Source organism: Ruegeria sp. AM2 (assembly GCF_056540685.1).
This window is the reverse complement of the sequence record NZ_JBQFXE010000004.1, coordinates 94578-108100: the sequence shown is the minus strand read 5'-3', so window position 1 is coordinate 108100 and position 13523 is coordinate 94578. Positions and strand designations below refer to the sequence as shown.

At 57.4% G+C, this 13523-nt stretch carries 15 protein-coding genes; 4 read left to right on the top strand and 11 right to left on the bottom strand.

Annotated elements, in window-relative coordinates; translation table 11 throughout:
- Positions 1-19: 19 nt before the first annotated feature.
- Positions 20-1591: a DUF427 domain-containing protein gene (locus ACR0CR_RS10865; RefSeq protein ID WP_480598885.1), complete on the top strand. Its 1572-nt coding sequence runs from the start codon at positions 20-22 to the stop codon at positions 1589-1591.
- A gap of 17 nt (positions 1592-1608) precedes the next feature.
- Here the strand turns inward: ACR0CR_RS10865 and ACR0CR_RS10860 are convergent, their stop codons facing one another.
- From ACR0CR_RS10860 to ACR0CR_RS10835, 6 genes are all read right to left on the bottom strand, one after another.
- Positions 1609-2406, bottom strand: a complete 798-nt coding sequence (locus tag ACR0CR_RS10860) for a DUF1217 domain-containing protein (protein ID WP_480598883.1) — start codon at positions 2404-2406, stop codon at positions 1609-1611.
- Positions 2403-2804, bottom strand: coding sequence for a flagellar biosynthesis repressor FlbT (flbT, locus tag ACR0CR_RS10855; protein ID WP_480598881.1), 402 nt, complete (start codon positions 2802-2804; stop codon positions 2403-2405). The genes ACR0CR_RS10860 and flbT overlap by 4 nt, the downstream gene beginning before the upstream one ends.
- Positions 2801-3178, bottom strand: a complete 378-nt coding sequence (gene flaF / locus ACR0CR_RS10850) for a flagellar biosynthesis regulator FlaF (protein WP_480598879.1) — start codon at positions 3176-3178, stop codon at positions 2801-2803. The genes flbT and flaF overlap by 4 nt, the downstream gene beginning before the upstream one ends.
- A 79-nt stretch (positions 3179-3257) precedes the next feature.
- Entirely contained in the window at positions 3258-4469 is a 1212-nt protein-coding gene (locus tag ACR0CR_RS10845) for a flagellin N-terminal helical domain-containing protein (protein WP_480598877.1), read from the bottom strand.
- Positions 4470-4679: 210 nt separating this feature from the next.
- The gene (locus tag ACR0CR_RS10840) at positions 4680-5027 is read right to left on the bottom strand and encodes a flagellar biosynthesis protein FlgN (RefSeq protein ID WP_480598875.1); all 348 of its coding nucleotides are present in this window, start codon (positions 5025-5027) and stop codon (positions 4680-4682) included.
- On the bottom strand, positions 5017-5292 hold the full coding sequence (locus ACR0CR_RS10835) for a rod-binding protein (protein ID WP_480598873.1): 276 nt from the start codon (positions 5290-5292) through the stop codon (positions 5017-5019). The genes ACR0CR_RS10840 and ACR0CR_RS10835 overlap by 11 nt, the downstream gene beginning before the upstream one ends.
- 110 nt (positions 5293-5402) lie before the next feature.
- On the opposite strand from ACR0CR_RS10835, the gene ACR0CR_RS10830 reads away from it, so the two are divergent.
- From ACR0CR_RS10830 to ACR0CR_RS10820, 3 genes are read left to right on the top strand one after another with little or no spacing between them, the layout of a single operon-like run.
- On the top strand, positions 5403-6632 hold the full coding sequence (locus ACR0CR_RS10830) for a flagellar hook-length control protein FliK (protein ID WP_480598871.1): 1230 nt from the start codon (positions 5403-5405) through the stop codon (positions 6630-6632).
- A gap of 3 nt (positions 6633-6635) precedes the next feature.
- Positions 6636-7301 (top strand): flagellar hook capping FlgD N-terminal domain-containing protein, encoded by a 666-nt coding sequence (locus tag ACR0CR_RS10825; protein WP_480598869.1) that lies wholly within the window; start codon positions 6636-6638, stop codon positions 7299-7301.
- Positions 7302-7348: 47 nt separating this feature from the next.
- On the top strand, positions 7349-8227 hold the full coding sequence (locus ACR0CR_RS10820; RefSeq protein WP_480599120.1) for a phosphotransferase: 879 nt from the start codon (positions 7349-7351) through the stop codon (positions 8225-8227).
- Here the strand turns inward: ACR0CR_RS10820 and ACR0CR_RS10815 are convergent.
- From ACR0CR_RS10815 to ACR0CR_RS10795, 5 genes are all read right to left on the bottom strand, one after another.
- Positions 8222-9517 (bottom strand): NAD(P)/FAD-dependent oxidoreductase, encoded by a 1296-nt coding sequence (locus ACR0CR_RS10815; RefSeq protein WP_480598867.1) that lies wholly within the window; start codon positions 9515-9517, stop codon positions 8222-8224. The genes ACR0CR_RS10820 and ACR0CR_RS10815 overlap by 6 nt on opposite strands.
- Positions 9514-10332, bottom strand: coding sequence for an ABC transporter permease (locus tag ACR0CR_RS10810; RefSeq protein ID WP_480598865.1), 819 nt, complete (start codon positions 10330-10332; stop codon positions 9514-9516). The genes ACR0CR_RS10815 and ACR0CR_RS10810 overlap by 4 nt, the downstream gene beginning before the upstream one ends.
- Positions 10329-11219 (bottom strand): ABC transporter permease subunit, encoded by an 891-nt coding sequence (locus ACR0CR_RS10805; RefSeq protein WP_480598863.1) that lies wholly within the window; start codon positions 11217-11219, stop codon positions 10329-10331. The genes ACR0CR_RS10810 and ACR0CR_RS10805 overlap by 4 nt, the downstream gene beginning before the upstream one ends.
- Positions 11219-12346, bottom strand: coding sequence for an ABC transporter ATP-binding protein (locus tag ACR0CR_RS10800; RefSeq protein WP_480598861.1), 1128 nt, complete (start codon positions 12344-12346; stop codon positions 11219-11221). The genes ACR0CR_RS10805 and ACR0CR_RS10800 overlap by 1 nt, the downstream gene beginning before the upstream one ends.
- Before the next feature lie 69 nt (positions 12347-12415).
- Positions 12416-13501 carry a polyamine ABC transporter substrate-binding protein gene (locus ACR0CR_RS10795; protein WP_480598859.1) on the bottom strand — a complete coding sequence of 362 codons (1086 nt, stop codon included), beginning with the start codon at positions 13499-13501 and terminating at the stop codon, positions 12416-12418.
- Positions 13502-13523 lie beyond the last annotated feature (22 nt).

Here is a 13523-nt window from a genome sequence, read left to right as displayed (position 1 = left end):
CGGGCCAGGGAGGTTACAGATGAACGTCCACGCCACACCAAAAATCAAAGGATATGGGATTTCAGTCGAACCCCTGCCGGGGCGCGTTGCAATCTATCGCGATGACATTTTGCTGGCCGAGAGCCACAACGCCAAAGTCATGTATGAGACGCGGCTGCCGCCCGCGATTTACGTACCACGCGACGACTTGTGCGTTGAACTCAGCCCCGAGACCGAGCTGCAGACCTTTTGCCCGTTCAAAGGGACGGCGACCTATCACGATATCAGCCTACCGGGCGAACGCCTCGAGAATTCGATCTGGGCATATGAAGACGCTCTGCCCGAAAGCGCCGCGATTCAGGGGCATATCGGGTTCATGCCAAACGCCGCCACTCATATCGATCTGGGCGACAATACCCTGCGCGATCCAGACGACGGTAATATCAGCGGGCCACTGATTGATTGGCTGATGCGTGGCGCCTCCGAGGCTCAGACGCCGGGCACCTTCACTCAGGCCCTGGCCGAGAAAATGCTGGAGCATGGGATCGCCATTCAACGCCTCAGCGTTCTGGTGTGGTCCCTGCATCCGCTGATCGCCGGCAGGCATTATGTCTGGGAAAAAGACGCAGAAGAAATTTCCACCTACACCCCAACCTACGAGATTCACGACCACCCGGCCTTTACCAACAGTCCGCTGCGACATGTGTCCAACGGTTTGGGCGGTGTCCGGCAGCGTCTGAACGACGATAACCCGCATAACAGCTTTCCCATTATCGAGGATCTGCGCGCCAAGGGCGCCACGGACTACGTCGCCATGCCTCTGCCATTCTCGGATGGGCGCACCAACGTGCTGACGCTGACCTGCGACCACCCTGACGGGTTCACAACCGAGAACCTTGGGCTTGTATTCGAATGCTCATCGGTCATTGCGCGGTTCTACGAAGTGTTCACTCAGCGCGAAAACGCGCAGGCTTTGCTTGAAACCTATGTGGGCAAACGCTCGGGCGCGCGCGTTCTAGGCGGCGAGATTCGCCGTGGTGATGGCGACGATATCAACGCCGCGATCATGTTCTGCGACCTGAGGAATTCGACGACTTTGGAAGAACAGCTTGGGCGCGGCGCATATATCACCCTTTTGAACGAATTCTTTGAGACGGTTTCCGGCATTGTTCACGATCATGATGGCGAAGTGCTGAAATTCATCGGCGACGCTGTTTTAGCCGTGTTCCCCGCCGGAGAAAACGCAGAGCTGGCCCGCACCAATGCGCAGCTTTCAGCCGTTAAAATTGTCGAAAAGCTGGCCGAGTTGCGAGATGCGGGCACAGATCACCATTGCGATTGCTCAATCGGTTTGGCCTATGGCGGCGTTACCTATGGCAATGTCGGCTCACAAGAACGGCTGGACTTTACGGTGATCGGGCAAGCCGCCAATATCGCGGCGCGGTTGGGCGAATACGGAAAAACCGTCGGACACAGAATTGTTGTGTCGCGGGATATTGAGCCTGCTTGCAAACACGCCGTGCCTTTGGGCGACATCAAGTTGCACAACGTGTCCCAGCCGGTTGCGTCCTTTGCCCTACGCACGGCTGGCGACGATATTCTGGATGCATAGCGTCAGGCATCGGTGCCTTAGGTGCCAACGCCCAGAAGGATCAAAGCCGTTTGGGCCGGTGACGTGACGGCTTGAAGCCCCGCAATCTGACTGCGCGCAAAATATGTATCGGTGAGCTTCTCAACCGCATCCGGCTCAGTGAATTGCGACAGATCCGGAGACCCGGTTTCGCGCGACAGCCGGTCCTGAAAAACCTCCAGCTGTTTGTCGATGTCCAACTGTGCAAAGCTGGCGGGCAGGCCTAGCGCCGTCTCCATCATTTTGCGCAGCGGAGGCAGGCCCATCAGGTCAAACCATTTGCGGTTTTCGCTGCCGCTTTGGCCTGCAAGGTCTGCCAGGGTGCGTTGCGCGTAAAGCGCGATGCGCATCGTTTCGTCAGACTCGCCAACCGATACCTCGAACCGGGATACAAGGTGATCTTGCGCAATCTTCTCCATATTCGTGACCAGCCCGGTTTTTCGCAGACCGCCTGGACCAAGACCAAACGCATCGGAAAACTCCCGGTACCGGCTATCTGCCAACCGGTTGGCCAAAGCATCTTCGGCCTGTGTCCCGTCAGACAGAATTCTTTGGACGAAAAAGCGATTGTCCAAATCCGCCTCAAGGCCAAATGCCCCCAGGGCAACCTGCAGCAAGCGACGGTCGGACACCAGATCCTCAGCCGAACTTACTTTTCCGATGTTTTCCAGAAAGTACTTCGTATCCCTATCATTGACATTGGAGTCGGCGAAGCTCTGGAATTGCGCATCATATGTACGCTGTAGAAATCGCCAACCGACCAATCCGCCTGTGGGTATGACCGGCTGATAGATCATTGCTGATACGCCATCAGACGTTCTTCGCGCGGCAGCAAGGATCTGAGTGATTTGAGGCACTTATAATACTGCTCGGCGACCAGCGCCTCGGTCGCCTCGGTCAGAACCTTGCGGCTGTCGGCATCGGTGAACACCTGGCTCAGCTCTTCGACCCGACGCAGCAATTGCTGCCGTGCCTCGTCAGGCTTAGCGTCTCCGGACAAAACCAGTTGAGCCGCGTAACAAACTCGTCGAACCGGCGTCGTCACCTCTTCCGGGTGAATCGCATCGCGCAGGCGCAAAACATTTGCCTGAGGGGTCATGATCGAAAACCGACTACGGCGATCGCCGTTTTCGATGACGACACCGTTGATCAGCACCCTTTCTTTCGGGGCCAGTTTCAAGACCAGACCGCTCATCCCGCACCTCGCATCTGACGCAGCCCGCGCAGAACCGACATGTTTATTTCCAACAGAGGCTCGACAGGCGCCTTGTTTCCCAGAACCTGACCACTGTGATGTTCGGTGAATTCCGCGAGGTAGAAAATCCTGGCGCGCAATTCGTTGGGCAAACCATTTGCGGAATCAGAGACACCGGTGGCCAACACGCTCCACAAACGGCGATTTTCGTGCAGCGCCTGCACAAACCCGCTAAAATCGGTCGCCTTGCGGGCCGCGGCGGCCTTTAGCCGGTGCGTGATTTTCGAAATCGCTTCATATTCGGTGTCTCGCGGTGTCCGGGTGGGAGCCGCCGTTTGCGCATAGGCCTGTTGAGCAAGGGTTTGCGGTGTCACGTAAAATCCTTCCTGTTGTCCAAGTGTGGACGTTCAGGCTCTGGGCGCGATGAACGCGCCCAGAACAAGTTTTTTGGAGTTAGCGGAACAGCGACAGGATCGACTGAGGCGCCTGGTTCGCAATCGAAAGCGACTGCGTTGCCAGCTGCTGCTGAACCTGCAATGCCTGCAGACGCGCCGAAGTTTCCTCCATATCCGCATCAACCAACGAGCCGATGCCGGACTTGAACGAATCCGCCAGGTTCGAGATGAATTCTTTCTGCGTTTCGATCCGGCTCTGAGATGAACCGAAGGCAGCCGACGCATCGATCGATGTGTCGATCAAAGACTCAACTGCCGCCAGTGCAGCTGTTGCCCCTGCCCCGGTCGATACGTCAATGCCAGCCAGCGCACCCAGCCCGCCCGATCCTGCGTTCACGTACTGAGCCGAAAACGAGACATCTGCGCCAGTGCCATTGGTGACAGACAATGTTCCGGCGGTGCCCGAGTCATAATCGACGGTCAATCCGGTGATGCCCAATTCCTCGATCTTGGCCTTCAGGCCGACCGCGACGAGGTCACCGGTTGTGGTGGCCGCCGCATCAGCAGCGGAGACCGTATAAGAAACGACCTGGTCATCAATTGCGACCACAACTTTGTCACCTGCGGCGAAGGTGCCGCTGCTTTCATCGGTGACCAGGGCTGTCGCCGAGGTCGCACCATTGTCGATTGTGGCACCGACACGGTCATTGCCCGTCGATGCGCCGGTTGATCCATCAAAGACCTGAGCCGCCGTATATCCGCCAGTCGACAGGTCCTGTCCTGCGACGGAAATAGAAGACGCGGTCACCGCACCGGTGTTGTCGCGATCCAGCGAAGCCAGGATCGAGGCGGAACCGGCGGACCCATCCACCAGGTTCAGACCATTGAATTGCGCCGCACTGACCACCGACGCGATCTGATCTTTCAAGGCAGTTACGTCGTCATTGATCTTGCCCCGATCAACGTTGTCTTCCTGCGCTGCAACGATCTTGCCCTTCATCTGGGTCAGCAGATCGGTCACGGTTTCCGCCGCATTACGCGCCACAGCTACAGTCGATTCACCCAACGCGAGGCTGTCTTTGATAGCGTTGAAACCCTTGACGTCCGATTCCATCACTTTTGAAATCGCCCAGACCGCCGAGTTGTCTTTTGCGGTCGCAACGTCCTTACCGGTTGAGATTGCGTTCTGGGTACTCGCCAGGTTTTTGTTCACGGATTTCAGGGTTTGCAGCGCAACCATTGCGCCATTGTTCGTCAGAATACTGGACATGCTTGTCATCCTCTTTACGTTCGGGCGCGTTTGACGCCCATGTTGACCCCACCAAGTCGGCAGGTGTTGTGTCGTTCTGACTTTTGCGTCGTGCCTTTCGGTCTGCGCGCCACCTTCTACTGTCTGGTGCAGGGGCAGTTTTGACCCCGATCCCCTAACGGAGTGCTAAGACGGCAACCCTAAAAAACTTGGATTTGAATCAAACCCGTCTCAGGCGCGTTTCTCTAGTTTGGCCTGGGTGCGAACCGTGTAGCCGCTGCGTTGGCCTGCAGAGTCATAGGTGCTGAATTCCTGCCGGACCCGGCGCATCTCGGACATTCGGTTGGCTACGGCGCGAATACCTTCTGCCGCGCTATTGAGCAGAGCCTGATTGCGTTCGACTTTTTTCTGCAGCTGAATCAGTTGCTGGCTTTCCCTGACCTGCATCCCGTTAATTTCACCAATCAGCTTCTCTTTTTCCGGGGCCATCCGATCTAGCTGTACCAGATCCCCCTCGACCAGGGCCGACCGTTCGAGATCCAGAAGGTCTTCGAGCGCTTTGATCAGATCATTGGACATCCGTTTTCTCCATTATTGCATTGAACAGAATTTCTGAAAGGCCAAGTCCCCCGGACTGCGCCAGTTGTTGCGCCTGATGCTGCACAAGGATAGACGCAAACTGGTCCTCTCCGGCGCCGCCGCCAAAGGACGTCCTTGCCTTGCCCAGACCTGCGGATTTCAACATTTCGGCAAGAAACGTCGCCTCCAACTCGACAGCCACAGCCTTGAGCTTCTGAGAGGGGGATGTGGCAGGAACAGATATGCCTGAGACCGGTATCTTCATCGGGTTCTCCGAAAATTGACTGAAACTTTTTTCAGCAAAGAGCAAAGCAGTTAAAAAAAACGTAACTTCCTGCAGGCAGGTTTCGTTCAGACAATCGGAGCCGGAGCAAAATGCCCAACCCGCTGATACTGAACCTGAACGCAAACCCGGAAGGGCAAAAGCCGGCGGCACTTCGCGGCGGGCAGGCAGAGTCGGAAAAGTCGGCCTCATTCCATGAGGTGATGTCTGAGGACGCGCAAGGTGATCTGGCGGAAACTGGGTTGGAAGGCCTTCCAACCGATGAGCCCGAGCTTGAATTGGGGACTGAACTTCCGGATGGGGACCTTGAAGATCCTGCATCCTTGTCTGAACATGATGAAGACATTGAAATCCCAATAAATCCGCACCCTGAGGCCAATTCGCCTGGGGTGGCGCGGCATCAAAACGACAGGGTCGAACCGTCGGCGGACCATGCAGGGGATAAAGCTAAAACAAGAGACGTCCAAAGAAATTCCCGGCAGACGGAAGGGCAAGGTGTCCGGCGTTTCAACACCGAAACGAATGCCGAATCGTCGACGCAAGCGTCGATTGCTGACCAGCAACAGAAGGTTGTGGCCAAGCCGCCCGAGCACCCTGTGTTTCCCCAGAACATCGTGCACCAGGCCATTTTTCTTAAGGCTGCCGGTCCAGTCCATGAACTGAATTCGGGCGAACATGGACAGCACGCCCCATCGCCCGAAACCGGTTCTGCGCCTGAGGTCGGGCGTCGTGTGGCCCCAATGGCAGCGAACCCCCGTTCTGCACTTCCATTCAACGTGACTTTGGCTGCGTCAGAGCCCGCGGCCACCGAATCCGGGACGTTGTTTGCAGACGATATAGGCGGACCAATGGCGCAGCGCGAAACGTTGCAGGCGCAGGCCGCGCGTGACTTAGCGCCGTTGCCGACAAGCACGGCTGCTCGGACGGAAATCACCCGTGCGATTGCGGGACAAATGGCGGCAGTCATTTCGGCCAAGCCCGGTTCGGGTGGGGTGGAAATCGCACTCAACCCCGAGGAACTGGGCCGCGTGGCCATTACCTTGAACGGGCGCGAAGATGGGTTGATCGTGTCAATCGCGGTGGAACGCCCGGAGACGCTGGATTTGTTGAGGCGGCATATCACAACCCTGACAGCCGAGTTCCAGAAAGCCGGGTATGACGATCTAACCTTCGATCTCGGATCGTCGGATGGCGGCTGGCAAGACAGTTCTCCGGATCAGGATGGCACCACATTTGCTCAGGACACCCCGGAAGACACGCCGAAACCTGCGCGAAACCGCGACATGATGGCCTCTGGGCGAGGTCTGGATATGAGGCTTTGAACCATGATCACTCCAGCAAGCAATACACCGCAATCCAACGTTTCCCCCAAAGCCGGAGGCGAGACCCAAGCATCTGGGCTGACGTCGGATTTTGAAACCTTTCTGCGCATGCTGACCGCACAGGCCAGAAACCAAGACCCGTTAGAGCCGCTCGATTCGTCCGAATACGCGTCGCAACTGGCGCAGTTTTCGATGGTCGAGCAGCAGGTCAGAACCAATGACATGCTCTCTGGTGTTGCGCAGACGCTCGGCAATGCACATCTTGGACAATTGGTGAACTGGGTGGGCATGGACGTGCAGGTTGCTGCGGCATTTCAGTTCGACAACAGTCCGATCACAATGTTTGCCGCCGCTGAACCGGATGCCGATAGGTCGGAACTGGTGGTCAGGGACGCGCAGGGTACGATTGTCAATCGCGTCCCGGTCCCGATTGACCAGACCGAGGTTGTTTGGGCCGGTGTGGATCAGGCGGGCACCCCTCTGCCGCCGGGCACATATTCGGCAACTCTGGACAGTTTCAATGGTCGCGACGTTCTGGCAAGCACCCCGGCCGCCGTCTTCAGCCGTGTCGTGCAGGCGCAAGTCAGCGGCAATGAAATCGTCCTTACGCTGGACAGCGGCGCGGAGGTTTCTGCCGACGCGGTGACCCAAATCCGAACCGGCGCTTGATCTGAACTCGCGGGCAGTCCAAAGCTTGGGGCACTCGACTCACCTGAATTCCGGTTGACCCCCTGACTGATCTGATCCCCCCCGCCGCTCTTGTTGCGCACTTAACAGGCCAATCGCTGGTCGAGCCCAGCGCGCGGTTCGAGACCCTGTATGGCGGTCGCACAAATCAGGTGTGGAAGGTCCTGGGCGGGGCCAATGATACGGTACTGAAACTCTACAACACGGCCTTTGAGAACCCGCTGTTTCGGAATGATCCCACGCTTGAGACGTCGAGCTTGCGCGCGTTGAAGGACACAGGACTTGTGCCCAAGCTGAGAGCGGAAGGACAGTTCGCGGACATCCATTGGGTCATTTATGATCACGCCCCAGGCACGCCCTGGCGCAACGGAACGGCGGACGTCGCAACCCTGTTGCGCAAGCTGCACACCGCAGGCGTCAATCTCGCAGCACCAAAGGGCGCAAATGGCAGCGACGAACTTAGCAAGCACACGCAGGACATTCTGTCAGGATGCCAAACGGCCCGACGGAACCTGCTGCACGCTGCCCAGCCGCAGACAAATATTTCACCAACCACCGAACGCTGCTTGATTCACGGTGACCCCGTCGCGGGGAATATTCTGCGATCTGCCAAAGGGTTAACTCTGATCGATTGGCAATGCCCGGCGTTAGGTGACCCTTGCGAAGACCTTGCGATCTTTCTGTCCCCCGCTATGCACTACCTCTATCGCGGCGCGCCTTTATCTGTGGTGGAAGAGCGTGAATTCTTGGCGGCCTATGACCGGCCTGATATCACTGAACGCTATGAATTGCTGCGCCCATGGTACGCGTGGCGCATGGCGGCCTACTGCCTCTGGCGATTTGAGAACGGGGCGCCTGACTATGCGAAGGGGTTCGAACTGGAACTCGCTGCTTTGCGCACGCTATAAATCCATCAATCCCATCAGAGCATAGGCCGGAGGCATAACAACCCGCCGCGCGCGCCCAAACGGAAATCGTCGCGGCGGTTTGGTCATGAAAGGTGGTAAATGTGCCTGGTCGCCCAGCGCCAGTTTTGCCAGGGCCCGGCCGCAATAAGACCCCATCGCAACACCATTTCCATGAAAGGCAAAACCGGCGAATGCTCCGGGCATTTCGGGAACGGGCCCCGCGAAAGGAACCAGGTCTCGTGTCATACACACCATGCCGGACCAGATATTTGGGACCTCGACACCAGCCCACTCTGGAAACATCTTGCGAAAATCCCGAAGCACTTTTTGACGAATCCCGGCCTCGGCACGGGGGGAAGATATCAGCCCGCCGCGCATGCCGAACAGAAACCTCCGGTCGGGCATCAATCGGAAGTAATGCAGCAAATTACGCGTGTCATAGGCCATCTGATCCGAGGTCCAGCCCTGTGCCTGTAGTTCTGCATCCGACAGCGGTCGCGTGACCAGAACAGTGGATTGCGCTGGCATATATCGGGCCGCCAGCCAGTCTGGCAGGTCATCGCTTGAATACCCGTTGGTGCAGATCAAAACCTGATTGCAGCGCACACGTCCCATCGGCGTGGATAGGTCAAAGCCGGACCCCGCTTTGCGCAAGTTTTGAACCGGGCTTTCCTTGTAGAACACTGCGCCCTGCGCCGCATTCACCAACCCGAACAGGTATTTTCTGGGGTTGAGGCCAAATCCGACCGGAGTGGTGTAGCCGCCGTAAAACCCCCGCCCAAGGCCCAACGGTTCCAACTCGGACTTCTCGTGTAATTCGCCAGTGGCGTCGGCATCGCGGCGCAGCTTTTCCATGGCCCTTGAGGTGTGCGCCAGCTGCGTCTCTCCGACCGAATGTGTGTCCGCGTCAATACCATGTGTGGTCAAAAGATCTGAGACCAAGGAGACCGCTTCGTGCTCAGCTTGAGAATAAGCGTTTGCGGATGCTTCACCGTAACGGCGCGTCATTGTGGTACGGCTTAGCTTGGACCCGCCCAAACAGCAGAACCCGCCATTGCGGCCTGATGCGCCCCATCCGAGAATTTCAGCTTCAAGCACCGCAACCGACACGCCCGCCTGAGCCAGATGCAACGCCGCAGATGTCCCAGTGAAACCTGCGCCAATCACCGCAACATCGACCGAAATCTCGCCTTTCAGCACAGGCCAATCCGGCGCTGCGATGGTTTCATCCCACCAACAATTCGACCTTGGGGCGGGCCCATAGGTGTAGTCGGGGAATATCCGCTTCATTCTGTGCGCGCGGCGGCCAGTTCGTCCTGTTTCTGCCGCACCATGGCGCGTTTGGTGACCAGCGAGGCCGTAATGACCCCAACTGTCACGACCGCGATCATGAGTGTGGAAAGAGCGTTGATCTCAGGACTAACGCCCAATCGCACGGCTGAGAATATCTTGATCGGAAGGGTCGTGGCGGACGGGCCCGAAGTAAAGGATGCGATCACCAGATCGTCCAGCGACAGGGTAAAGGCCAGCAACCAGCCCGAGATCACAGCGGGCGCGATGATCGGCAGGGTCACAAGCCGGAATGCCTGCGCGGGTGAGCAGCCGAGATCCAGTGCCGCCTCTTCCAGCGACTGGTCAAATGTCACAAGGCGCGATGAGACGACGACCGAGACAAAGCACATCGAAAAGGTTGTATGCGCCAAAACGATGGTCAGGATGCCTCGGTCCAAACCGATTCCGATGAACAGCAGCAGCAATGACAGGCCGGTGATCACTTCGGGCATCACCAGCGGGGCGTAGATCATGCCCGAAAACAGCGTGCGGCCAAAGAACCGCCCCCCACGCACCAGCACATAGGCGGCGGCAGTTCCCAGAATGGTTGCCAATGTTGATGAGAACACGGCCACACGGATTGTGACCCATGCGGCGTCCAGAAATGCTTCGTTTTGAACCAGCTCACCGTACCATTTGGTCGAGAACCCAGCCCAGACCGTCACCAGCTTGCTTTCATTGAAGCTGAAGATGATCAGGATGATCATCGGGATGTAAAGGAACGCAAACCCCAGCGTCAGAGAAACCGCGTTGAACCAACTTAGTCTGTTCATTTCCCCGCCTCCGTCTGTTTCTGCTGGTTGCGCTGGAACAGTACAATCGGAATCACAAGGATCAGGAGCAGAACCACAGCCACCGCGCTGGCCACCGGCCAGTCTCGGTTTGAGAAGAACTCCTCCCACAGCACCTTGCCGATCATCAGTGTACCCGAACCACCCAAGAGCGACGGGATGACGAACTCACCAATCACCGGAATCATCACAAGGAAACAGCCCGCGATGACACCCGGGCGCGACAGAGGAAACGTTATCAGCCAGAACGCCTGCAGGCGCGAACAGCCCAAATCCTCGGCCGCTTCGATCAACGACTCGTCCATCCGCTCAAGCGCGGAATAGATCGGTAGAATCATGAATGGCAGATAGGTATAAACAATGCCGATATAGACGGCGGTCTGGGTGTTCAGGATCGTCAAAGGCGACGAGATGATGCCGGTCCACAGCAGAAACTGGTTCAGATAGCCTTCGTTCGACAGGATGCCCATCCACGCATAGACCCGGATCAGGAACGAGGTCCAGAAGGGCAGGATCACCAACATCATCAGCGTCGCCCGCCATTCCTCGGGCGCGCGCGCCATGCCATAGGCGATCGGATAGCCGACCAGTAGCGTCAGAAAGGTGGAGATTACCGCGATTTTGACGCTGGACAGATAGGCTTTCCAATACAGGTCGTCCTCAGTCAGCCAAACGAAGTTTTCGAAATCCAGCTGGCTGAAGAACTCTTTGATCCCGGCCCAGCCCTGCGAGAAGTCCAGCGTCGGCGTGTAAGGCGGAATGGCCAGTGCAATGTCCGACAACGAAATCTTCAGGACAATGAAAAACGGCACCAGAAACAGTGCCATAAGCCAGACATAGGGAATGGCAATCAGCAGGGCGCGGCGCATCAATCTGCCAAAAGCACCGCGGCCGTCGCTGTCCACGACAGCCAAACCGGGTCTTCCCAAGTGAATGACCGGCGCGAGATGCGGCGGGTATTGGCCGTCTGCGCCTTGATGATCGTGCCGTTCGGCAGTTCGACATGATAGGTGGACAGATTGCCCAGATAGGCGATGTCATGCACCTTGCCCTGCACCGCATTGATCGCATCTGCCGGACGATCGGCAGAGATCGTCACCTTCTCGGGCCGGATCGCAAGGTGACAGGCCTGACCCTGTGTGAGGTCATTGGCCGAAGTCGCTGTCAGTGGCGCTTGCCCCTCGGCCCAGTCGATCTGATAGGTGTCTTCGCCATTGGCCGAGGCCCGACCTTCAATGATGTTCACGTCGCCAATGAAATCAGCGACATAGACGGAATTTGGGTTTTCATAGATGCGGTCTGGCGTGGCCACCTGCATCAGCTTGCCCTGATCCATCACCGCAACGCGGCTGGCCACGGTCATCGCCTCTTCCTGATCGTGGGTCACGATCACAAAGGTCGTGCCGGTTTTCTCTTGAATATCCATCAGCTCGAACTGGGTGTCCTGTCGCAGCTTTTTGTCGAGCGCACCCAGAGGCTCGTCCAAAAGCAGCAGCTTGGGCGCTTTCGCCAACGATCGAGCCAGTGCAACGCGTTGCCGCTGACCGCCCGAGATCTGGTGCGGTTTGCGGCGGGCGAATTGTTCCAGCCGCGTTAGGCGCAACATTTCTTCGACCCGTTGCTCCAACTGCTCCTTCGGCATGTTGTCCCGGCGCAGACCAAAGGCGATGTTTTCCCAGATGCTGAGATGCGGGAACAGCGCGTAGGATTGGAACATCATGTTCACCGCGCGTTTGTTCGGCGGGATCTGGTCGATGTCCTGACCGCCTAACATGATATGGCCTTCGGTCGGGGTCTCAAACCCCGCCAGCATACGCATCATGGTGGTCTTGCCGCAGCCCGACGGCCCAAGCAGCGCAAAAAATTCTTTCTCGAAAATGTCGAGAGACAGATTGTCGATCGCCGTGAAATCTCCAAACCGCTTGGTGACGTTCTGGAATTGGATCAAGGGTTTCGCCTGCGGGTCATCCCACGGCGCAAAGACGGTAGTGTTCAAAACGGCCCCCGTTCGACGATCTGGAAATTGGGCAAGGCGGCGTGCACCGCCCTGCCGGGGTCAATCGGATCAGGTGCCCGATTTGATCTTGGTCCACAGGCGAGTCACGACCCGCTGCGTCTTCGCCGGGTAGGGCGTCGTGATATAGAGGTTCTGCATGGTCGTATCATCCGGATAGATCGCCGGATCACCGATCACGTCCTCTTCAAGGAACTCTTGCGAGGCCTTGTTGCCGTTTGCGTAGTACACATAGTTCGACGCATCGGCCATGTTGTTGGCGTCCAGAATAAAGTTCAGGAACTTATGCGCGCCCTCGGGGTTCGGGGCGTCCGCTGGAATCGCCATCTGGTCAAACCACATCAGCGAACCCTCGGCGAACGGGTGGTATTCGATTTCAACCCCATTGTCGGCCTCGGCGGCGCGGTCGCGCGCCTGCAAGATGTCACCCGACCACCCAACGGCGACGCAAATGTCGCCATTGGCCAGTGCGTTGATGTATTCCGAGCTGTGGAACTTCTGGATATGTGGACGAACGCTGGTCAGCACCTCTTCGACCTTACTGATGACCTTGGGGTCATGGCTGTCCGGGTCTTCGCCGATATATTGCAGCACCATCGGAATCATTTCCGCCGGCGCGTCCAGGAAATGCACACCGCATCCAGCCAGCTTTTCCATGTTCTCAGGATTCAGGACCAGCTCCATGCTGTTCAGGGCAACGTCGTCGCCCAGCGCCTCTTTAACCTTGCCGACATTCACGCCGATCCCTGTGGTGCCCCACATATAGTTGATCGAATACGCGTTGTCGGGATCATAGCCTGCGGTCCGGTCTTGAATGACGTTCCACAGATTCCCCGAGTTCGACAGCTTGGCCGCGTCCAACTCCTGAAATGCCCCAGCCTGAATCTGACGCTGAAGGAACGTGCCCGACGGCACCACCACGTCATAGCCCGACCCACCGGCAAGCATCTTCGTTTCCAGCACTTCGTTGCTGTCGAACACATCATAGATCAGGGTCAGACCCGTCTCTTGTTCGAATTTCTCCAACAGTTCTTCGTCGATGTAGTCTGACCAGTTGTAAACACGCACCTCTTCGGCGAATGCCACCGAAGTCCCCAATGCGATGACCGCTGTCATTGTCAGCGTTTTGGTTATCATTTTCGTCTCCCTGCAAGTGTAC